General features: G+C 71.2%; 18 protein-coding genes and 1 pseudogene. 8 read left to right on the top strand and 11 right to left on the bottom strand.

All coding sequences use genetic code 11. From position 1 onward, the window contains the following. Positions 1–74 precede the first annotated feature (74 nt). Together IE245_RS13720 and IE245_RS13715 are read right to left on the bottom strand one after the other, a co-directional pair. Positions 75–347: pseudogene (locus IE245_RS13720) on the bottom strand (hypothetical protein); the annotation flags it as partial. Then, complete coding sequence (locus IE245_RS13715) at positions 344–844, bottom strand: ATP-binding protein (protein ID WP_189947097.1); 501 nt, start codon at positions 842–844, stop codon at positions 344–346. The gene IE245_RS13715 and the pseudogene IE245_RS13720, both read right to left, overlap by 4 nt. A gap of 104 nt (positions 845–948) precedes the next feature. Here IE245_RS13715 and IE245_RS13710 point away from each other — a divergent pair, with 104 nt between their 5' ends. Then, on the top strand, positions 949–2,277 hold the full coding sequence (locus tag IE245_RS13710) for a helix-turn-helix domain-containing protein (protein WP_189947096.1): 1,329 nt from the start codon (positions 949–951) through the stop codon (positions 2,275–2,277). Beyond that, the gene (locus IE245_RS13705) at positions 2,274–3,092 is read left to right on the top strand and encodes a class I SAM-dependent methyltransferase (RefSeq protein WP_189947095.1); all 819 of its coding nucleotides are present in this window, start codon (positions 2,274–2,276) and stop codon (positions 3,090–3,092) included. Before IE245_RS13710 ends, IE245_RS13705 begins: the two co-directional genes overlap by 4 nt. A gap of 131 nt (positions 3,093–3,223) precedes the next feature. On the opposite strand, the gene sodN is transcribed toward IE245_RS13705, so the two are convergent. After that, positions 3,224–3,619, bottom strand: coding sequence for a superoxide dismutase, Ni (gene sodN, locus IE245_RS13700; protein ID WP_030207400.1), 396 nt, complete (start codon positions 3,617–3,619; stop codon positions 3,224–3,226). Between the two features lie 105 nt (positions 3,620–3,724). On the opposite strand from sodN, the gene sodX reads away from it, so the two are divergent. After that, a complete protein-coding gene (gene sodX, locus IE245_RS13695; protein ID WP_189947094.1) occupies positions 3,725–4,195 on the top strand; it encodes a nickel-type superoxide dismutase maturation protease in 471 nt (156 codons plus the stop codon). Here the strand turns inward: sodX and IE245_RS13690 are convergent. Further along, complete coding sequence (locus IE245_RS13690; protein WP_189947093.1) at positions 4,099–4,728, bottom strand: CGNR zinc finger domain-containing protein; 630 nt, start codon at positions 4,726–4,728, stop codon at positions 4,099–4,101. The two genes, sodX and IE245_RS13690, sit on opposite strands and share 97 nt — an antisense overlap. A 116-nt stretch (positions 4,729–4,844) precedes the next feature. Here IE245_RS13690 and IE245_RS13685 point away from each other — a divergent pair, with 116 nt between their 5' ends. Then, positions 4,845–5,594, top strand: a complete 750-nt coding sequence (locus IE245_RS13685; protein ID WP_189947092.1) for a class I SAM-dependent methyltransferase — start codon at positions 4,845–4,847, stop codon at positions 5,592–5,594. A gap of 154 nt (positions 5,595–5,748) precedes the next feature. Here the strand turns inward: IE245_RS13685 and IE245_RS13680 are convergent, their stop codons facing one another. From IE245_RS13680 to IE245_RS13670, 3 genes are read right to left on the bottom strand one after another with little or no spacing between them, the layout of a single operon-like run. Further along, on the bottom strand, positions 5,749–6,516 hold the full coding sequence (locus IE245_RS13680; protein WP_308436608.1) for an amino acid ABC transporter ATP-binding protein: 768 nt from the start codon (positions 6,514–6,516) through the stop codon (positions 5,749–5,751). After that, entirely contained in the window at positions 6,513–7,463 is a 951-nt protein-coding gene (locus tag IE245_RS13675; RefSeq protein WP_189947091.1) for an amino acid ABC transporter permease, read from the bottom strand. Before IE245_RS13675 ends, IE245_RS13680 begins: the two co-directional genes overlap by 4 nt. A 40-nt stretch (positions 7,464–7,503) precedes the next feature. Then, positions 7,504–8,463 (bottom strand): ABC transporter substrate-binding protein, encoded by a 960-nt coding sequence (locus tag IE245_RS13670; protein WP_189947090.1) that lies wholly within the window; start codon positions 8,461–8,463, stop codon positions 7,504–7,506. A gap of 548 nt (positions 8,464–9,011) precedes the next feature. On the opposite strand from IE245_RS13670, the gene IE245_RS13665 reads away from it, so the two are divergent. The 3 genes from IE245_RS13665 to IE245_RS13655 all read left to right on the top strand — a co-directional run bounded on the left by IE245_RS13665 (position 9,012) and on the right by IE245_RS13655 (position 13,005). Continuing rightward, entirely contained in the window at positions 9,012–10,223 is a 1,212-nt protein-coding gene (locus IE245_RS13665; protein WP_189947089.1) for an NAD(P)-dependent malic enzyme, read from the top strand. Between the two features lie 311 nt (positions 10,224–10,534). After that, positions 10,535–11,500 (top strand): zinc-binding dehydrogenase, encoded by a 966-nt coding sequence (locus IE245_RS13660; protein ID WP_189947088.1) that lies wholly within the window; start codon positions 10,535–10,537, stop codon positions 11,498–11,500. A gap of 80 nt (positions 11,501–11,580) precedes the next feature. Next, on the top strand, positions 11,581–13,005 hold the full coding sequence (locus IE245_RS13655) for a cellulase family glycosylhydrolase (RefSeq protein WP_373305321.1): 1,425 nt from the start codon (positions 11,581–11,583) through the stop codon (positions 13,003–13,005). Between the two features lie 66 nt (positions 13,006–13,071). Here the strand turns inward: IE245_RS13655 and IE245_RS13650 are convergent, their stop codons facing one another. Continuing rightward, on the bottom strand, positions 13,072–13,983 hold the full coding sequence (locus IE245_RS13650) for a PadR family transcriptional regulator (protein WP_189947087.1): 912 nt from the start codon (positions 13,981–13,983) through the stop codon (positions 13,072–13,074). A 1-nt stretch (position 13,984) separates the two neighbouring features. After that, positions 13,985–14,872, bottom strand: coding sequence for a DUF4097 family beta strand repeat-containing protein (locus IE245_RS13645; protein ID WP_189947086.1), 888 nt, complete (start codon positions 14,870–14,872; stop codon positions 13,985–13,987). Positions 14,873–15,032: 160 nt separating this feature from the next. Here IE245_RS13645 and IE245_RS13640 point away from each other — a divergent pair, with 160 nt between their 5' ends. Then, complete coding sequence (locus tag IE245_RS13640; protein WP_189947085.1) at positions 15,033–15,848, top strand: hypothetical protein; 816 nt, start codon at positions 15,033–15,035, stop codon at positions 15,846–15,848. 94 nt (positions 15,849–15,942) lie between these two features. Here IE245_RS13640 and IE245_RS13635 read toward each other — a convergent pair whose 3' ends face one another. Continuing rightward, positions 15,943–16,125 carry a DUF6104 family protein gene (locus tag IE245_RS13635; RefSeq protein ID WP_005312030.1) on the bottom strand — a complete coding sequence of 61 codons (183 nt, stop codon included), beginning with the start codon at positions 16,123–16,125 and terminating at the stop codon, positions 15,943–15,945. Positions 16,126–16,214: 89 nt separating this feature from the next. Beyond that, positions 16,215–20,021: a multifunctional oxoglutarate decarboxylase/oxoglutarate dehydrogenase thiamine pyrophosphate-binding subunit/dihydrolipoyllysine-residue succinyltransferase subunit gene (locus IE245_RS13630; RefSeq protein ID WP_189947084.1), complete on the bottom strand. Its 3,807-nt coding sequence runs from the start codon at positions 20,019–20,021 to the stop codon at positions 16,215–16,217. Between the last annotated feature and the right edge of the window lie 104 nt (positions 20,022–20,125).

Raw genomic sequence — 20,125 nt, 5'->3', positions numbered from 1 at the left:
CGTTCGTCAGATCCCCACGTCCCACAGGACGTGATCATCAACGAACAAGATCCACTTTCGCAACAGACCCTAGCCGGGTCGGTGGCCAGCTCGTACGGGGCGTTGTCGAGGGCGCTGAAGAGCACCTCGGCGGGGAGGCCGAAGCGGTCGCGCAGTCGGGCCGCCATGGCGAAGGCCAGGGATTGTACGAGCTAGGTGCCGATGTGCGGGGCGCCGTTGATCTGGGTGCCGACGACCAACACGATCCGCTCGGGCGGGGCAGCCAGGATGCGCGGGGTCAGGACGTCCTCGGCGTGGTGGAGGGCGTTGGCGAGAACGGTGTTCGGCGAGACGGGATGCGTGGTCACGAGGTGTCTCCCTGGGGGCCGGTGGTGTGGGGCGGCAGGGGAGCGGCCCTGTTCTTGGCACGGTCGAATGCGGCCCAGACGCACTTTCCGGGGCCCGTCCGCTCCTTCACGCCCCAGCTGTCGGCGGTCGCGGCGACGATCAGCAGACCGCGGCCATCGACGGCGGACTCCTCGGGAACGCGCTTCGTCGGCCTCTTCTCGCCGCTGTCGTGGACCTCGATCCGCAGCTCCGCGTCAAGGGATTCGACGCGTACGAGGACGAGGCGGCCCACGGGCGCCCCGTGCAGTACCGCGTTGGTGACGAGCTCCGAGGTGCACAGCCGCATGTCGTCGAGGCGGCTCGTCTCACCCCATTCGGTCAGCGTGGCGGCGACGAAGTCGCGAGAAGTACGCGGCGTGGTCCGACGGCGGGGGAAGAGCATGGTGCGGTGCCGGCCCGTGCCCGGAAAGAGATCCGGGGCGGCGTCGGTCGCCTGGTTGGTGAGTCTGCTTGCCATGGTCAACAGCAAAGCGACTTAACTCATTTGGGTCGGGAGCCAGCGTGGGGGCCAAGACGGGGGCCACTATGGGGGCCAGAGGTCACGTGTTCCTGGGGGACGGCATGGGCGACACCAGGATCGGCGCCTTGCTCGTCCGGCTGCGTACCACGCGCGGCTGGAGCCAGCAGAGGGTTGCCGACGAGTACAACGCCCTGGAGGGGCGCTCCGCGAAGACCGGCAAGGAGATCGGGCGGTACGAGCGCGAAGCGCGAGTTCCCGTTCCCTACGCCCGGAAGTACCTGGCGCAGGTCTTCGGCGTCGATGTAGCCGTACTCGACCAAGCCGTTGCCATCAGCAAGGGGCAGCGGGACGGGGCCGAGGCCGAGATTGTGCCGCCAGCGCTGCTGCCCGAAGACACTCACGTCCGTGGAGACCCGCTCTCGGAGGACGCGGTGCGTTCGGCGGACTTCGCCCGCTTCATCGCGCAGCGGAACGCCGACGAGTTCGTCGTGGAGCAGCTGGAGGCAGACGTCGGCCGGCTCGCCCGTACGTACGTCAGCCACCCGTTGATGGAGCAGTACGTCGAGATCAGGCGGTTACGGGACGGGGTCTTCGAGCTGCTGCGCGGGCGCCAGCACCCCCGGCAGACCACTGACCTCTACCTCTCCGCTGCTCGCCTCTGCGGCCTGTCCGCGCACGTCTGCCTCGACCTCGGCGCCTACGACTCCGCCGCCACCCACGCTCGCACCGCACGCGCCTGTGCCGAGGCGGCCGGGCACGAGGGGATGCTGGCCTGGGTACGGGCCGTGGAGTCGTTGATCGCGTACTGGACCGGGCGGTACGAGCAGGCGGCCCGGCTGGCGCAGGCCGGCCGTCGGCACAGGGCGAGCGGCAGCATCGGCGCACGGCTGGCGAGTCTGGAGGCGCGGGCGTTGGCGATAGTCGGCGACACGGCAGGTGCGCTCGCCGCCCTGTCGGATGCGGAACGGTCGCGCGAGGCGGTCTCGGGCGGGGACGAGGGGGCGGGAGTCTTCGACTTCCCCGCGGCCAAGCAGTTCGCTTACGCCGGAACGACCCTCTTGGCTGCGGGCGGGCAGGAACGCGTCCACCGGGCCATCGTCAGCGCGGAGACGGCGATCCGCCTCTATCGCAGCGCGGACGGAGACGACCAGTCGGTCGGTGACCTGTTCGCCGCGCACCTCGACCTCGCGCGCGGTCACATGCTCCTGGGCGACCTGGACGGCACGGAGGAGATGCTCGGCTTCGTGCTCCAGTCCCCGCCGGAGCGCATGTCGGCCAGTATCGTGCGCCGGCTCACCGTTCTCGGGCGGGAGCTGGAAGGGCCGCAGTACGGTGGAGCCGCCCAGGCAGTGCACCTGCGCGAACGACTCCAGCACACGGCCGTCCGTGCGTCCCTGCCCGCCGCCCACCCACCGGAGTTGCCGACGTGACCGACCTGTCCGCCGCCCACGACGCCGCCGTCACCGACCGGGCCCGCCTGGCGGGCAGCGCCTACAACGGAGACCGGGACCTGGCCGCCCGGCAGTCGCTCTACCAGTGGCAGACACCGCGGTACGACCTCCCCGGCCTCGTGGCCGAGCAGCTGGGCGACGTACGTGGGCGGGTCGTCGACATCGGCTGCGGCAACGGCAAGTTCATCCAGCGGCTCGGACAGGACCGTCCGGACCTGTCCCTGCTCGGCCTCGACATCGCTCCCGGCATCCTCGCCGGCGTCCCCGGCCCGGTCGCCGTGGCGGACGCGACGAGACTTCCGCTGGCGGCGGGCAGCGTCGACGCCGCCCTTGCGCTCCACATGCTCTACCACGTGTCCGACATCCCCCAGGCGGTCAGGGAGCTGGCCAGGATCGTGGCCGACGACGGGCCGGTGATCGTCTCCACCAACAGCGACCGCGACAAGGTCGAGCTCGACGACCTCTGGCAGCGGGCCGCCGGTGACGTCCTCGGCGTCGGCCGGGGTCCGGCTCGGATCTCGCTCAGCGCCCGCTTCTCCCTGGAGAAGGCGTCCGCCTTCCTCGGCGAGGAGTTCAGCCGCATGGAGGTCGTCGAACTCCCGGGGACCATCATGGTCCGGGACCCTGACCCGGTCATCGCCCACATGGCCTCGTACCGTGCCTGGGCCGACCAGCACGATGTCCCTTTCGGCGCCACCGTCGACCGGGCCCGCACCCTCCTCGTCGACCACATCGCTCGCCACGGCACGTACGAGATCACCTGCCTCGGCGGCATCCTCGTCTGTCGTCGGTGACGGGTCCCCCCGTCTCCCGGTTCTCTCCCACAGGACCGTGCAAACGGGAACGGCCCGCGCCGGGGTGTCCGGGCGGGCCGTTCCGTCGTCCTCCGGCCTGCGGTGGGGCAGGGGGAGAGGGGAGACCTGGGTCAGGCCTTCTTCGTCTCCCAGAAGATGCGGTCGATCTCGGCGATGAGCTCGAGGGCCTTCTCGCCGGTCTTCGGGTCGGTGGACGCCTTGGCGGCCGAGAGGGCCTTCAGGGTGTCGTTGACCAGCTGGTTGAGCTCGGGGTACTTCTCGAAGTGCGGGGCCTTGAAGTAGTCGCTCCACAGGACCGAGACGTGGTGCTTGGCGAGCTCCGCGCGCTGCTCCTTGATGACCGTGGCGCGGGCCCGGAAGTGCGGGTCCTCGTTCGCCTGGTACTTCTCCTGGACAGCCTTGACGGACTCGGCCTCGATGCGGGCCTGGGCCGGGTCGTACACGCCGCAGGGGAGGTCGCAGTGGGCGCTGACCTTGACCTTGGGGGCAAACAGGCGGGAGAGCATTGAGCCGTCCTTCCTCGTGATCGTCTTCTCAAGTGGGAGATTACTCGGTGAGAAGGGCGTTTTCGCGAGCGCCCCTGGGGCTTAGGGCAAAAGTCCGGGGTGAGGATGGGACTCGTGTACGAGTGGACGGGTCGATCGAGGGGAGCGGGAGTGGAGCGGGAAGCCACCGCGGCGGCCGAGGCGCCGTTCGGGATCGCCGAGGTGACGGGGGTGTCGATGGTGCCCACGCTGCTGCACGGCGATCGGCTGTTCGTGCGGTACGGCGGCCGGGTCGGCGCCGGTGACGTCGTGGTGCTGCGGCATCCGCTCCAGCAGGATCTGCTCGTGGTGAAGCGGCTGGCCGAGCGGCGGGACGCCGGGTGGTGGGTCCTCGGGGACAACCCGGACGCCGAGGGGGACAGCCGGGTCTTCGGGGCCGTGCCGCCCGAGCTGGTGCTCGGGCGGGTGCTGGCCCGGTACCGGCCGGTGACGCCGGGGCGTCAGCGCTCGGCCGGGGTGGTGCTCTCCTGGCTGTTCTCGGCGGTGCGGCCGGTGATGTCGGCCCGCTCGGCCTCCAGGCGCTTGCGGGCCCGGTAGGCGGCCACGTTGGCGCGGGTGGCGCAGCGGTCGGAGCAGTAGCGCCGGGAGCGGTTGGTGGAGGTGTCGAGGTAGGCGTTGCGGCAGGGCGGGGCCTGGCAGAGGCCCAGCCGGTCGGCGCCGAACTCCGTCAGGTGGAAGGCGAGTCCCATCGCGGAGATCGCCGCGTACCCGGCCGTGGCGTTGGACGAGTGGTCGGCGAGGTGCATGTGCCAGCGGGGCCGGCCCTCGTCGTCGAGGTGGTCGTGGCCGGAGATCTGCGGGCTGACTGGGAACTCCAGGAGGAGCGAGTTCAGGAGGTCGACCGCGCCGGTGTGGTCGCCCTCGTCCGCCGCCGTGAAGACGGCCCGCAGCCGGGCCCTGATCGCGCGGAAGCGGGGCAGGTCGGCCTCGGTGACCCGGCGGGCCATCTGGCCGGCGGGGCCGAAGAGTTCCTTGACCGCTTCCACGGTGGTGAGGCTGTCCCTGCCGCGGGCCGGCTCCTCGGTGTTGACGAGACGCACGGCGTAATCCGAGTAATAGGCCAGTTCCACTTGTAGTCCTTACGGTGGCGGGCTAGGGTCGGCGTCGAGGGGGGTAATTGGTGTTTCCCCTCTGAGGGTATTACGTTCTCGGGTTTTCTGTGGCGACGACGACGGAGGGTACGGGCATGATCGACACCGACTGGGCGGGCTGGCAGCGGAGCTGGGACCGTCAGCAGGAGTGGTACATGCCGGACCGCGAGGAGCGGTTCCGCGTCATGCTCGACATGGTCGAGGCGCTGGTGGGGCCGGAGCCCCGCGTCCTCGACCTCGCCTGCGGTACGGGAAGTATCACGGACAGGCTCCTCCGGAGGTTCCCCGGCGCCGTCTCCACCGGCGTCGACCTCGACCCCGCGCTGCTCGCCATAGCCCGCGGCACCTTCGCGGGCGACGAGCGGGTCTCCTTCGTGACGGCGGACCTCAAGGACCCCGCGTGGACGCGGGCGCTGCCGTACGACTCGTACGACGCCGTCCTGACCGCCACCGCCCTGCACTGGTTCCACAGCGAGCCCCTGGCCGCCCTCTACGGGCGGATCGCCGGGCTGGTGCGGGAGGGCGGGGTCTTCATGAACGCCGACCACATGATCGACCCGGCCACCCCGCGGATCAACGCCGCCGAGCGTGCCCGGCGGCACGCCCGGATGGACGAGGAGAAGGCCGCCGGAGTCCTCGACTGGGCCGAGTGGTGGGCGCTCGCCGCGAAGGACCCGGTCCTCGCCGAGCCCACCGCCCGCCGCTTCGAGATCTACGGCGAGCACGCCGACGGCGACATGCCGCCGGTGGGCTGGCACGCCGACACGCTGCGGGCCGCCGGCTTCGGCGAGGCCCGGCCGGTCTGGTGCTCGCCCTCCGACACGCTGCTCCTCGCCGTGAAGTAGCCGCCGGGCGTACGGCCGTCCGGGGTGCGGCTGCCGGGCGGACCGCTGCCGGGCGCACGGCGGCGGGGGCGTACGGCCGTCGGGTGCGGGGCCGGGGGACGCACGGAGGGACGGTACGGGCTTCGCGCCCGTACCGCCCCTCGCGTACCGCCCGCTACAGCACCTTCGACAGGAACGCCTTCGTCCGGTCGTGCTGCGGGTTCGTCAGGACGTCCCTCGGGTGTCCGGACTCGACCACCACGCCGCCGTCCATGAAGACCAGCGAGTCGCCGACCTCCCGGGCGAAGCCCATCTCGTGGGTGACGACGATCATCGTCATGCCCGACTCGGCCAGGTCCCGCATGACGTCGAGGACGTCACCGACGAGCTCCGGGTCGAGCGCCGAGGTCGGCTCGTCGAAGAGCATCAGCTTCGGCTCCATCGCCAGCGCGCGGGCGATGGCCACGCGCTGCTGCTGGCCGCCGGAGAGCTGCGAGGGGTAGTTCCCCATCCGGTCCGAGAGGCCGACCCGGTCGAGCAGGCGCTCGGCCCGCTCGCGGGCCACGGCCTTGGACTCGCCCTTCACCTGGATGGGCGCCTCCATCACGTTGGCCAGGGCCGTCATGTGGGGGAACAGGTTGAAGCGCTGGAAGACCATGCCGATGTCACGGCGCTGGGCCGCGACCTCGCTGTCCTTCAGCTCGTAGAGCTTGTCGCCCTTCTGGCGGTAGCCGACCAGCTGGCCGTCGACCGAGAGGCGGCCGCCGTCGATCCGCTCCAGGTGGTTGATGCAGCGCAGGAAGGTCGACTTGCCGGAGCCGGACGGGCCGACCAGGCAGAACACCTCTCCGCTGCGGACCTCCAGGTCGATGCCGCGGAGGATGTGGGCGGCGCCGTAGGACTTGTGGACGCCCTCCGCCTTGACCATGAGCTCGCCGGTCATGCCGATGCCTCCGGGGAACGCTTGAACGTGGTGAGGTTCGTCTTGACCCGCTGCCAGGGGGTGGGCGGCAGGTTACGGGTCGAACCGCGGGCGAAACGGCGCTCCAGGTAGTACTGGCCGACGCTGAAGACGCTGGTCAGCGCCAGGTACCAGATGGAGGCCACGAAGAGCATCTCCATCACGGCGCCGGCGGTGGAGCCGATGTTCGAGGAGGCGCGGAGCAGCTCCGTGTACTGCACGGCCGAGACCAGCGACGAGGTCTTCAGCATGTTGATGAACTCGTTGCCCGTCGGCGGCACGATCACGCGCATCGCCTGCGGCAGCACGATCCTGCGCATGGTCTTCGTCTGGGACATGCCGAGCGCGTGCGCCGCCTCGGTCTGGCCCTCGTCGACCGACTGGATGCCGGCGCGGACGATCTCCGCCATGTACGCGCCCTCGTTCAGGCCCAGGCCCAGGAGGGCCACCATGAACGGGGTGAGGACCTGGGAGGTCTCGTCCTTGTAGATCGGCCCGAGGTTGATGTACTCGAAGATCAGGGCCAGGTTGAACCAGACGAGCAGCTGGACGTAGACCGGCGTGCCGCGGAAGAACCAGATGTAGAGCCAGGAGACGGCTCCGGTGACCGGGTTCTTCGACAGCCGCATCACGGCGAAGACGATGCCGAGGACGAGACCGAGCGCCATCGCGGAGACGCTGATGAGGACGGTCTTCCAGAGACCGGAGAGGACGGACGGGTCGAACAGCTTGTCTCCGACCGTCGCCCAGATGATGTTGCCCTGGGAGAAGGCGTAGACGAGCCAGCCGAGGAGGGCCACGACCACGACGCCGCTGACCCAGCGGCCGTAGTGCCGGACCGGGACGGCCTTGATCGCCTCGTACGGCGTGCCCGAGGGGCCGGACCCGGCCGGCGTGGCGGCCGGGTCCTTGCTGAGCTTGTCAGTCATCACGACTGCCCTTCAGTGGTGCGAGGGGGAAGCGGGCGGGTCACTTGCCGGCGTTGATGGTGGCCGACTTGACCGCGCTGCCCTCGACGTCCCACTTCTTCAGGGCCTCGGCGTAGCTGCCGTCCTTGATGCTGGCGTCGAGCGCCTCCTTGATGGCGTCGCGCAGCTGGGTCTTGTCCTTGGAGACGGCGATGCCCATGAGGCCGACGTCCGTCTGGTTGCCGACGACCTCGAAGTCGTTGCCGCCGCCGGAGGTCTTCGCGATGTACGCGGCGACCGGGTAGTCGTTCAGGTCGGCGACCGCACCGCCGGCCTTCACACGGGTCTGGGCCTCGGCGTCGGTGTCGAAGGCCTGGATCGTGAGCTTGTTCGCGCCGCACTTCTCGGCCTGGGCCTTGAAGGTGTCCTCGTAGATCGTGCCGCGCTGGACGGCGACGGTCTTGCCGCAGAGGTCGTCGAGCGAGTTCACGCCCTGCGGGTTGCCCTTCTTGACCAGCAGGGAGACGCCGGAGGAGAAGTAGTCGACGAAGTCGACGCCCTTGCCGATCTTCTTCCCGTTGTCGTCCAGGCCCTCCTGGCGCTTCTTGTTGTCCGTCATGGAGGACATGACGATGTCCTGGCGGCCGGTCTCCAGGGAGGTGATCAGGCCGTCGAAGGTGCCCGAGGTGAACTCGAACTTCACGCCGAGCTGCTTGGAGAGGGCGGCGGCGATGTCGGGGTCGACGCCGACGATCTTGCCGTTCTCGGTGAACTCCATCGGCGCGTACGAGGCGTCCGTGCCGACCTTGATGACGCCGGCCTTCTGGATGTCGGCGGGCAGCTTGGAGAAGAGCGGGGCGGAGTTGGCGGCGGTGCCGCCCTCCTTCGTGGAGCCGCCGTCGGTCTGGTCGCCGCAGGCGGTCAGCAGCATCGAGCCGGCGACCGCGATGGCGGCGACCGCGGCAAGACGGGAGGTGCGGGTCTTGGCGGCGGTCGTCCAGCGCGTGGAGCGTGCGGTCATGGTCGGGATCCTCCGGCGTGTGAGGGAGTTGCCATAGGCGTTGCCAATGGGCCGCGTACGCGTCTTCGAGTGTCGCGACCTCGTGTGATTACGGCATCTTGCCATTCGGACCGCCTCAAACCGACGGCCACGGATGTCAAAATCGGGTAACGGGTCGCGCCCGAATCCCGACAGGCCGGTACATCAAGGCCGGACCATCTTTCGTAGCCCTACCCGTTCGCCGAAGAATCTGCGGCCGATCTCGCCATTCGGACGGCACGAACAGAGCCAAACGGACGCCTGCGGCATCTTTCCTGATATCGAGTGACGAGTCGTTCTCCGTCCGCGTCCGCCAGCACTGGGTATGAGTCGCGTCACCGACCGGATACGGACTCGTCTGCGGTGCCGTCCGTCCGGTAAGAAGGATCCTTACACCCCTCATCCGGGGCTCAGGGCGCGTTGTGCGGCGCGCCCGCGCGGCTGCCCGACACGGCGGCCGCGGGACCCGCCCACCGCTCCACACCAGGAGCGGAAACCCTCGAACAACAGACATAAGGGGTCTCACCCACATGGCAGCGGAGATCGTCAACCCTCTCAGCGAGAGCGCAACGGAAGGAGCTCCCGAGGAGCCCTTCGACCCGGCTTTCGCTCTTCACCGCGGCGGCAAGATGGCCATTCAGGCCACCGTCCCCGTCCGTGACAAGGACGACCTGTCCCTCGCGTACACGCCCGGCGTCGCCAAGGTGTGCACCGCCATCGCCGAGCAGCCCGAGCTGGTCCACGACTACACGTGGAAGTCCCAGGTCGTCGCCGTCGTCACCGACGGCACCGCCGTGCTCGGCCTCGGCGACATCGGCCCGGAGGCCTCCCTCCCGGTCATGGAGGGCAAGGCGATCCTCTTCAAGCAGTTCGGCGGCGTGGACGCCGTCCCGATCGCCCTCGCGACCACCGACACCGACGAGATCGTCGACACCGTCGTCCGGCTCGCCCCGTCCTTCGGCGGAGTGAACCTGGAGGACATCTCGGCGCCGCGGTGCTTCGAGATCGAGCGCAAGCTCCAGGAGCGGCTCGACATCCCGGTCTTCCACGACGACCAGCACGGCACCGCCATCGTCACCCTCGCCGCCCTGCGGAACGCGGCGAAGCTGACCGGCCGGACCCTCGGCGACCTGCGCGCCGTGATCTCCGGCGCGGGCGCGGCCGGCGTGGCCATCGCGAAGTTCCTCCTGTCGGCCGGCATCGGCGACGTCTGCGTCGCCGACCGCAAGGGCGTCGTCAGCAGCGACCGCGAGGACCTCACCGACGTCAAGCGCGAGATCGCCGGGCTCACCAACAAGGCGGGCCTCACCGGCTCCCTGGAGACCGCCCTCGCCGGCGCCGACGTCTTCATCGGCGTCTCCGGCGGCACGGTCCCCGAGGCGGCCGTCGCCGCCATGGCCAAGGACGCCTTCGTCTTCGCCATGGCCAACCCGAACCCCGAGGTCCACCCCGACGTCGCGCACAAGTACGCGGCGGTCGTGGCCACCGGCCGTTCGGACTACCCCAACCAGATCAACAACGTCCTCGCGTTCCCCGGCATCTTCGCCGGCGCGCTCCAGGTCCGGGCCTCCCGGATCACCGAGGGCATGAAGATCGCCGCCGCCGACGCCATCGCCGGTGTCGTCGGTGACGAGCTCAGCGCCGACTGCGTCATCCCGTCGCCGTTCGACGACCGGGTCGCCCCGGCCGTCGCGGCCGCGGTCGCCGCCGCCGCGCGCGCCGAGGGCGTCGCCCGCCGCTGACCCCGTCCGCGGAAGGTCCCCGAGAGGGCCCCGTCCCCGGTCCGCCGCATCGGACCCGGGACGGGGCCCTTTCCCGTGCCGGGGCGGGGCCGGGGGAGGGGGGAGAGGGAAGAGGGCGAGGCCGGAGGCTGGGCCCTTTCGTGTGCCGGAGGCGGAGACGGGGGACGCCACGGGGGGGCGCCAGGGACGAGAACGGGGGACGCGGGGAGACGCGACGGGGAAGGCGGGGAGACGCGACGGGGGAGGCGGGGGACGCGCGTCACACCGGAGTGAGGTTCCGTGTGCTCTCCGTCGCCCCTAGGGTCGGGGCCATGTTCGCTGCCTACGCCGCCCGAATCGACCGCGACCAGCCCCTGAACGGCCTCGAACTGGGCGAACGCCCCGAGCCCGAGGTACGCCCCGGCTGGACCACCGTCACCGTCAAGGCCGCCTCCCTCAACCACCACGACCTCTGGTCGCTGCGCGGGGTCGGCCTGCCCGAGGAGAAGCTGCCGATGATCCTCGGCTGCGACGCCGCCGGGATCGACGAGGACGGCAACGAGGTCGTCCTGCACTCCGTGATCGGCCAGACCGGCCACGGCGTCGGTCCCGACGAGCCCCGCTCCATCCTCACCGAGCGCTACCAGGGCACCTTCGCCGAGCGCGTCACCGTCCCCCGCTGGAACGTGCTGCCCAAGCCGAAGGAGCTCTCCTTCGCCGAGGCCGCCTGCCTCCCCACCGCCTGGCTGACCGCCTACCGGATGCTCTTCACCAACGCCGGGGTCCGCCCCGGCGACTCGGTCCTCGTCCAGGGTGCGGGCGGCGGCGTGGCCACCGCCGCGATCGTCCTCGGCAAGGCCGCCGGCCTGCGGGTCTTCGCCACCAGCCGGGACGAGGCCAAGCGGAAGCGGGCCGTGGAGCTCGGCGCCGTCGAGGCGTACGAGCCCGGGGCCCGGCTGCCGTACCGGGTGGACGCCGTCATCGAGACCGTCGGCGCCGCGACCTGGTCGCACTCGGTGAAGTCGCTGCGCCCCGGCGGCACCCTGGTGATCTCCGGCGCCACCAGCGGCGACCGCCCCCCGCACGCCGAACTGACCCGGATCTTCTTCCTGGAGCTGAAGGTGGTCGGCTCCACCATGGGCTCCAAGGACGAGCTGGAGGACCTCCTCTCCTTCTGTGCCGCCACCGGGGTCCGTCCGGTGATCGACGAGGTGCTGCCGCTGGACCGGGCCCGCGAGGGCTTCGTGAAGATGGCCTCCGGCGAACTCTTCGGAAAGATCGTGCTGACGACCTCTTGATACGGGTCGGTCGACCTGATGGGATCTCCGGCACCGGAAAGGTGAACGACGCTCACTTCCTCGTGCCGGAGGTCTCCTTGCTGCGCACCACCCTTCTGACGGGCGCCCTCGCCGCCTCCCTGCTCGTCCCGGCCGCCGCGCACGCGGAGACCGGGACCGGCGGGGGCGCCGGGGACGACGGGATCCCCGCCCTCACCGACGCCCGCGGCCGCGTGCTCACCCTGCGCGGCTGGAACGTGGAGGACAAGGCCAACCGCGGTGACGCCGCCCTCTCCGCCGTGACCGAGCGGCACTTCCGCGACATGCGCGCCCAGGGCTTCAACTTCGCCCGCCTCCTCGTCTTCTGGGACGACCTGGAGCCGCGGCCGGGCCGCTACAGCCAGGCCTACCTGCGGAAGATCGAACGGATCCTGGACTGGGCCGAGAAGCACGACGTCAAGGTCCTGCTCGACGCCCACCAGGACGTCTTCGGCCCCGCCTTCGGCCATCGCGGCATCCCCGCCTGGGCCACCCGCACCGACGGGCTGCCCTTCACCCCCCGCCCCGACGACTGGTTCTCCGAGTACTTCGAGCCCGCCGTCCAGCGCGCCTTCACCCACCTCTACGAGGACGAGGACCTCCGCCGCGCCCAGGCCCGCATGTGGCAGGTGCTCGCCGAACGCTTCGACGACCACCCGGCCGTCCTCGGCTACGACCCCATCAACGAGCCGATGGGCGAGATCCGCGAGGGCGAGGACCTGCCCACCGCCGCCCGCCGCATCGAGCGCGAGCAGCTCACCCCCATGTACGACCGGATCGCCGACGCCATCCGCACGGCCGACCGGGACGCCTGGATCTTCGTCGAGCCCACCCCGATCGTCGGCGAAGGGGTCCCCACCGGGCTCGGCCGGATCGACGACCCGAAGATCGTCTACGCTCCGCACTTCTACAACACCGGCATGGAGGCCGGCGCCGACTACGACCCCGCCGCCGGCTGGATCGAGAGCTACGAGCAGGCCGTCACCCTCTACCCCAAGGAGCACAAGGTCCCCGTGGTGGTCGGGGAGTGGGGCCCGCTCAACAACGCGCTGCCGAACATGAACCGCTTCTACCGCGACGCCATGGCCTCCCTCGGTCGCTACACCTCCGGCTGGGCCGGCTACGTCTGGTGCTACGGCGGCGGCTACTGCGCCGTCGACTCCGCCGGCGCCTTCCGCACCAACAAGGAGCTGACCGCCGAGCCGTACGCGGAGGCCGTCGCGGGCCGCGTCCGCACCTCCGCCTACGAGCCGGCGTCCGGCGTCTACCGCCTGGAGTACGAGGCCGCCGGCCGCCGCGGCTCCCGGGTCACCGAACTGGCCCTGCCGCCCGGCGACTGGAAGGTGACGGCCCGCGGCGCCCTCGTGCTCCGCGACAAGGGCCGCGGAGAAGGGCACGGCCGGGCGTACGAACGGGTCCGCGTCCTCGCCGCCCCCGACGCCCGGGTCACCGTCACCGTCACCCGCACCGGCCCGGCGCCCCGCTGATCCCTGCGCGGGCCCTGCTCGGGAACGCGGTCAGGACCCCGGCCAAGGCCCCGGCCGGAGCCCCGGTCAGGGCTCCACGCGGGGGCGGAGCATCCCGGTGATCCGGGTCGCCGCCGCGGCCAGGTGGTGGCGGGCCTCGGCGAGCTGGGCGTCCGTCACCCCGTGGTCCCGGGCCGCGTCCCGCACCTCGTCCCGGAAGCGGTCGAGCAGCCGGTCCAGGTCCCGGGCCGGGTCACCGGAGCCCGCGCCCTCCCGCGCCCACTCCGGGACCACGGCCTCCCCGTCCGTGCCCGGCACCGACACGTCCACCGGGGAACCGCCCGCCGACGAAGCGCCCGGCGGAGCGCTCCCCGCGCCCGTGCGGCCCTTGGTCTGGCCCGAGACCAGATCGCTCAGCTGGGCGGTGATCCCCGACAGGCCCTCCCGGACGGCCTGCGGCCACTCACCCCTCGCGAAGCGGTTCTGGACCTCGTCCTGGACCTGCTGGGCGATCCGCTGGAACTCCTTCGCCTGCCGGGCCTGCTCCTTCCACTCCCGCTTGGCCTTGCGCAGCTCCTCCTTGACGTCGGCGAAGGAGCCCTCCTCCGCCGTCCGGGCCCGGCTCGCCGCCGCGCGCATCTCGCTGCGCACCCGGCCGGCCGCGCCGCGCACGTCCTCCCGGATCTCGGAGGCCAGCGCCGCGACGGAGTCCCGGATCTCCCGCTCCAGGGCGTCGAGCTCGCCCTCCCGGCCGGCCAGCTCGTCCCGGCCCGCGTCGGTCAGCGAGTACACCTTCCGGCCGCCCTCGCTGGTGTGGGTGACGAGCCCCTCGGCCTCCAGCTTGGCCAGCCGCGGGTAGACCGTGCCGGCCGAGGGGGCGTACAGCCCCTGGAAGCGCTCCTCCAGGAGCCTGATGACCTCGTAGCCGTGCCGGGGGGCCTCGTCGAGCAGCTTGAGGAGGTAGAGGCGGAGTCGGCCGTGGGCGAAGACGGGGGGCATGTCAGAGCACCTTTCCGGACGAGGGGGCGGAGGGGGTGGAGGGGGTGGAGGCCCCGGGGTCCGGGGCCTCGGCGGACTCCGGGCGGCGGAGCAGGGCGATCGAGCCGGAGACCGTGGTCGCCTTCAGGGTCCCGCTGCCCGCGCCGAGCGTCCCGGTGATGGACTTGGTGCCCCACTCGCCGCCCACCCGCAGGTCCTCGAAGGCGTTCGACACCGCGCCGCTCGTGGTGCTCGCCTCGACCCGGGCGTCCGCCGGGTGCGGCAGCCGGACGGCGACCTCGCCGGAGACGCTGGTGAGCCGGATGTCGGCCGGCGGGGCCCCGGCCGGAGCCGGGTCGAGGTCGAGGACCAGGTCACCGCTGACGGTCTCCGCCCGCACCGCCGAGCCGGAGCCCTCGATCACCGTGACGTCACCGGTCACCGAGGCGACCCGCAGCGCGCCGGTCACCGACTGGGCCTCCAGGGCGCCCGAGACGGTCTCGGCGCGGACCGGGCCCGAGAGACCCACCAGCGTCGTCCCCCCGGTCACCCCGCGGACCTCGGTGCGGCCCCGCAGGCCCGAGACCACCGTGTCCGCCGACACCGCGCCCACCTCGACCTCGGCGCCGGCCGGGACGGCGACCGAGACGACCGCGCGCCGCCGGTGGGCCTTGGTGTCCAGCCACTTGAGGATGCCCTTCCAGTGCAGGTCCTCGTAGGTGATGGTCAGCGTGGAGCCCTCCTGGGTGACGATCAGGGGCGGGCCCTCGATCTCCGAGATCTCCAGCCGTGCCGTGCTCTCCTCCGTGCCCACCACGTTCACCGCGCCGCCCACGACACGGACGCGCAGCCGTGTCACGGGGTCGGCGGGCGCGAGTTTCACCGGTTCGGTGACGGACCACTCGGTCATGGTGCTGTCCTCCCGCTTCCTCGACACATCGCGACTCGACATATCGCGACTTCCGAGATTCACGATATATCGCAGTGTGGTCGAGTCAACCCTGAATCATCCCTGACAGGGTCGAGGCAAACCTCTCCGTATACGGGCAAACTGGCCTAGGTTGGGGGCCATGAACGCGACTTCCGGACCGCGCCCCGCCGGGGCGCTGCTGCTGTGCCGAGCCGATCCCCCGACGGTCCGGCCGCCCGCCCAGCTCCTGCGGGAGCCGCTGCTCCTCGCCCCCGCCGGGGACGGCTGGAGCGTCCTCGTACCGGAGGGAAAGCCCTGGCAGGACGAGGGGGAACCGGTCGAGCGGGTCGTCACCGGCTGGGCCACCGCCCTCGCCGTCTCCGCCGCCGGCTGGCCCGTCCTCGCCCTCTGGTGGGACGCGGACCGCGCCGGGATCACCCTCGCCGCCGGCTTCCGCCGCACCGTCGGCTACACCTGGCTCGCCGACGGCACCCCGGCCGGCGAGGACGAGGCCGTGCGGACCCTCGCCGACCGCCTCGCCCTCGACCCCGTCCTCGACGTCCAGGCGCTGGAGCCGCTCACCCTCCCCGACCCCGAGGCCGATTCCCGGACCCGCCTCCTCGGCCTCGTCGCCGTCCTCGCCCGCACCGGCCTCGCCCTCCCCGCCGGCCTCGACCCCGGCGAAGCCCCCGACCGGCTCCGAGCCACCGCCCTCGGCGCCGGCGCCGAGCAGCTGGAGTGGCCCGGCTGGCGGGAGGCCGTCCGCGACGAGCTCGACGTCGTGGAGGAGGGTCCCCTCGGCCCGTACGTACGCGGCCCCAGGGCGCGTCTCCTCGGCGGCGTCCAGCTGGCCGCGGGCGTCCCGCTGCTCTTCTGGGGCCTCGGCCGGCGCAGCGGCGGCTGGGCCACGGCGGGCGCCCTCCTCGTCGCCCACGGCGCCCTCGGCCTCGCCTACGACCGGCTGCGCGAGCGCTGACCGGCCTCGCCCACGACCGCCCGAGCACGGACGGCCCCGGACGCGGCGGTGCCCCCTTCCGCGTCCGTACGGAAGGGGGCACCGCCAGGTCGTGCTACTCCTCGTCGTCCTCGTCGTCCAGACGGGCCAGCCAGGTGGCGAGGCGCTCGACCGGCACCTCGAAGTCGGGATTGAGATCGACGAAGGTCCGCAGCTGCTCGGCGAGCCACTCGAAGGTGACCTCCTCCTCGCCGCGCCGCTTCTCCAGTTCCTCGATGCCACGGTCGGTGAAGTACATGCGATCCAGGATAGGCCCGTCCGGACACGCCGGAGGCCCGGCACCCCTCGATCCCGAGGGGTGCCGGGCCTCCGCGCGAGGCGCCGGCGTCAGGCGTCGAAGACCTCGTTGACCAGCTGCTGCTGCTCCGCCTGGTGACGCTTGGCCGAGCCGACCGCCGGGGACGAGGAGTGCGGGCGGGAGATCCGGCGCAGGCGCTCGCCCGCCGGGATGTCCGCGCCGACCGCCAGGTCGAGGTGGTCGATCAGGTTGAGCGCGATGAACGGCCACGCACCCTGGTTCGCCGGCTCCTCCTGCGCCCAGATGTACTTCGCAGCGTTCGGGTACTTGGCGATCTCGGCCTGGAGCTCGGCACCCGGCAGCGGGTACAGGCGCTCCAGACGGATGATCGCGGTCTCCGTGTCGCCGCGCTTCTGACGCTCGGCCTCCAGGTCGTAGTAGACCTTGCCGGCGCAGAAGACGACCTTGCGGACGTCGGCCGGGTTGACCGTGTCGTCGCCGATGACCGGGCGGAAGCCGCCGGAGGTGAACTCCTCCACCTTGGACGCCGCGGCCTTCAGACGCAGCATCGACTTCGGGGTGAAGACGATGAGCGGCTTGTGGTGCGGGTTGTGCACCTGCCAGCGCAGGAGGTGGAAGTAGTTCGACGGCAGCGTCGGCATGGCGACCGTCATGTTGTCCTGGGCGCACATCTGGAGGAAGCGCTCCGGGCGGGCGGACGAGTGGTCCGGACCCTGGCCCTCGTAGCCGTGCGGCAGGAGCAGGGTGACGCCGGAGGTCTGGCCCCACTTCTGCTCGGCCGAGGAGATGAACTCGTCGACGACGGTCTGCGCGCCGTTGACGAAGTCGCCGAACTGCGCCTCCCAGACCACCAGGGAGCTGGGGCGGGCCAGCGAGTAGCCGTACTCGAAGCCCATCGCCGCGTACTCGCTGAGCAGCGAGTCGTAGACGTTGAAGTGGGCCTGGTCCTCGGCCAGGTAGAGCAGCGGGGTGTAGTCCTCGCCGGTCTCCTGGTCGACCAGGACCGCGTGGCGCTGGCCGAAGGTGCCGCGGCGCGAGTCCTGGCCCGACAGGCGGACCGGGGTGCCCTCCATCAGCAGGGAACCGATGGCGAGGGTCTCGCCGAAGCCCCAGTCGATGGTGCCGTCGTCGATCGAGGCCGCGCGGCGCTGCATCTGCGGCAGCAGACGCGAGTGGACCGTGATCCGCTCCGGGATGTTGACCTGCGACTCGGCGATCCGCTTCACGACCTCCTGGGAGACCGCGGTGGTGACGGCGACCGGGAACTCGGCCTGCGCGTCCGGCACGTGGGTCGGCGCCGGGGCGGCGGTGGCCTCGCGGACCTCCGCGAACACCTTCTCCAGCTGGCCCTGGAAGTCCTGGAGCGACTGCTCGGCCTCTTCCAGGGTGATGTCGCCGCGACCGATGAGCGACTCGGTGTACAGCTTGCGCACCGAGCGCTTCTTGTCGATCAGGTTGTACATCTGCGGGTTGGTGAACGAGGGGTTGTCGCCCTCGTTGTGACCGCGGCGGCGGTAGCAGATGAGGTCGATCACGACGTCCTTGTTGAACGTCTGGCGGAACTCGAAGGCGAGCCGCGCGACGCGGACCACGGCCTCCGGGTCGTCGCCGTTCACGTGGAAGATCGGCGCCTCGATCATGCGGGCCACGTCGGTGGCGTACATGGAGGAGCGGGACGACTCGGGAGCCGCCGTGAAGCCGACCTGGTTGTTGATGACGATGTGGACCGTGCCGCCGGTGCGGTAGCCGCGCAGCTGCGACATGTTCAGGGTCTCGGCCACCACGCCCTGGCCCGCGAAGGCCGCGTCGCCGTGGAGGGCGACGGGCAGGACGGTGAAGTCCGTGCCGCCCTTGTTGATGACGTCCTGCTTGGCGCGGACGACGCCCTCCAGGACCGGGTCGACCGCCTCCAGGTGGGAGGGGTTGGCGACCAGGGAGACCTTGATCTCCTCGCCGTCGAGACCGGTGAAGGTCCCCTCGGCGCCCAGGTGGTACTTGACGTCGCCGGAGCCGTGCATGGACTTCGGGTCGAGGTTGCCCTCGAACTCGCGGAAGATCTGCGCGTACGACTTGCCGACGATGTTCGCGAGGACGTTGAGGCGGCCGCGGTGGGCCATGCCGATGACGACCTCGTCCAGGCGGGACTCGGCGGCGGAGTCGATGACCGCGTCGAGCAGCGGGATGACGGACTCGCCGCCCTCCAGGGAGAAGCGCTTCTGGCCGACGTACTTCGTCTGCAGGAAGGTCTCGAAGGCCTCGGCCGCGTTCAGGCGGCGGAGGATGCGGAGCTGCTCCTCGCGCTCCACGCGCGCGTGGGGACGCTCGACGCGGTCCTGGATCCACTTGCGCTGCTTCGGGTCCTGGATGTGCATGAACTCGATGCCGGTGGTGCGGCAGTACGAGTCGCGCAGCACGCCGAGGATGTCGCGGAGCTTCATCATCGACTTGCCGGCGAAGCCGCCGACCGCGAACTCCCGCTCCAGGTCCCACAGGGTGAGGCCGTGCTCGGTGATGTCCAGGTCGGGGTGCTTGCGCTGCTTGTACTCCAGCGGGTCGGTGTCGGCCATGACGTGGCCGCGGACCCGGTAGGAGTGGATGAGCTCGAAGACGCGGGCGGCCTTGGTGACGTCGTCGTCGTGCGAGGCGTCGATGTCCTTGAGCCAGCGGACCGGCTCGTAGGGGATCCGCAGCGACTTGAAGATGTCGTCGTAGAAGCCCTGCTCGCCGAGGAGGAAGTTGGCGACGATGCGCAGGAACTCGCCGGAGGCGGCGCCCTGGATGACCCGGTGGTCGTAGGTCGACGTCAGGGTCATGACCTTGGAGATGCCGAGCTTGTTCAGGGTGTCCTGGGAGGTGCCCTGGAACTCCGCCGGGTAGTCCATCGAGCCGACGCCCATGATGACCGACTGTCCGGGCATCAGACGCGGGACGGAGTGGACGGTGCCGAGGCCGCCGGGGTTGGTCAGGGAGACCGTGACGCCGGTGAAGTCCTCCATCGTCAGCTTGCCCACGCGGGCGCGCTTGACGATGTCCTCGTACGCCTGCCAGAACTCGAAGAAGTTGAGCGTCTCGGCCTTCTTGATGCCGGCGACGACGAGCTGGCGGTCGCCGTTCGGCTTCACCAGGTCGATGGCGAGGCCGAAGTTCACGTGCTCCGGCTTGACCAGGGTCGGCTTGCCGTCCTTCTCCGCGAAGGAGTAGTTCATCGACGGCATGGCCTTGATGGCCTGCACCATGGCGTAGCCGATGAGGTGGGTGAAGGAGATCTTCCCGCCCCGGGCGCGCTTCAGGTGGTTGTTGATGACGATCCGGTTGTCGAAGAGCAGCTTCACCGGGACGGCGCGGACGGACGTGGCCGTCGGCATCTCCAGCGAGGCGTTCATGTTCTTCGCGACGGCGGCGGCCGGGCCGCGGAGCGTGATCAGCTCGGGACCGGCGGGCGCCTCGGCGGCCGGAGCGGCCTGGGCGGGCGCCGGGGTGGCGGCAGGGGCCGGCTTCGCGGCGGCCGGAGCGGCCGCGGCGGGCTTCGCCGGGGCCGGGGCCGGGGCGGCGGCCGGAGCCGGCGCGGCCGGGGCGGCAGGCGCGGGCACGGCGGGGGCCGGGGCGGCAGGTGCGGCCTGTGCGGGGCCCGCCTGCGGCGCCGAGGGCGCGGCCGTGGTGGTGGCGGCCGGGGCGGACGGGGTCTCCGCCGCACCCGGCTTGTAGTCGGCGAAGAAGTCCCACCAGGCACGATCGACCGAATTCGGGTCCTGGAGGTACTGCTGGTAGATCTCGTCGACGAGCCACTCATTGGCGCCGAAGGCGGCTGCGGGGCTCACGCCACGCCCGTCTTGGTCGGCCGGGGAGCTCGGGGTACTGGGGGACTGAGACGACACGGCGGCAACCGCCCTCTTCCGCTTCGCAAGGTGATGGACAGCGGAAATAAAGGCTACGCCTGTCCGGCCGGGACGTGCAGGCCGGGCACTCCAACGTCGTGCAA

Origin of the sequence: Streptomyces roseolus, from assembly GCF_014649855.1 — a bacterium.
In the GTDB taxonomy this organism is placed as follows: domain Bacteria; phylum Actinomycetota; class Actinomycetes; order Streptomycetales; family Streptomycetaceae; genus Streptomyces; species Streptomyces roseolus.
The sequence above is the reverse complement of the archived record's forward strand: the minus strand, read 5'-3'. Positions and strand labels throughout refer to the sequence as shown.

Coding starts and splice junctions, on each gene's coding strand:
- IE245_RS13715 (WP_189947097.1), bottom strand. CDS start 844: ATGGCAAGCAGACTCACCAACCAGGCGACCGACGCCGCCCCGGATCTC.
- IE245_RS13710 (WP_189947096.1), top strand. CDS start 949: ATGGGCGACACCAGGATCGGCGCCTTGCTCGTCCGGCTGCGTACCACG.
- sodN (WP_030207400.1), bottom strand. CDS start 3,619: ATGCTCTCCCGCCTGTTTGCCCCCAAGGTCAAGGTCAGCGCCCACTGC.
- sodX (WP_189947094.1), top strand. CDS start 3,725: ATGGGACTCGTGTACGAGTGGACGGGTCGATCGAGGGGAGCGGGAGTG.
- IE245_RS13685 (WP_189947092.1), top strand. CDS start 4,845: ATGATCGACACCGACTGGGCGGGCTGGCAGCGGAGCTGGGACCGTCAG.
- IE245_RS13680 (WP_308436608.1), bottom strand. CDS start 6,516: ATGACCGGCGAGCTCATGGTCAAGGCGGAGGGCGTCCACAAGTCCTAC.
- IE245_RS13675 (WP_189947091.1), bottom strand. CDS start 7,463: ATGACTGACAAGCTCAGCAAGGACCCGGCCGCCACGCCGGCCGGGTCC.
- IE245_RS13670 (WP_189947090.1), bottom strand. CDS start 8,463: ATGACCGCACGCTCCACGCGCTGGACGACCGCCGCCAAGACCCGCACC.
- IE245_RS13665 (WP_189947089.1), top strand. CDS start 9,012: ATGGCAGCGGAGATCGTCAACCCTCTCAGCGAGAGCGCAACGGAAGGA.
- IE245_RS13660 (WP_189947088.1), top strand. CDS start 10,535: ATGTTCGCTGCCTACGCCGCCCGAATCGACCGCGACCAGCCCCTGAAC.
- IE245_RS13650 (WP_189947087.1), bottom strand. CDS start 13,983: ATGCCCCCCGTCTTCGCCCACGGCCGACTCCGCCTCTACCTCCTCAAG.
- IE245_RS13645 (WP_189947086.1), bottom strand. CDS start 14,872: ATGACCGAGTGGTCCGTCACCGAACCGGTGAAACTCGCGCCCGCCGAC.
- IE245_RS13640 (WP_189947085.1), top strand. CDS start 15,033: ATGAACGCGACTTCCGGACCGCGCCCCGCCGGGGCGCTGCTGCTGTGC.
- IE245_RS13635 (WP_005312030.1), bottom strand. CDS start 16,125: ATGTACTTCACCGACCGTGGCATCGAGGAACTGGAGAAGCGGCGCGGC.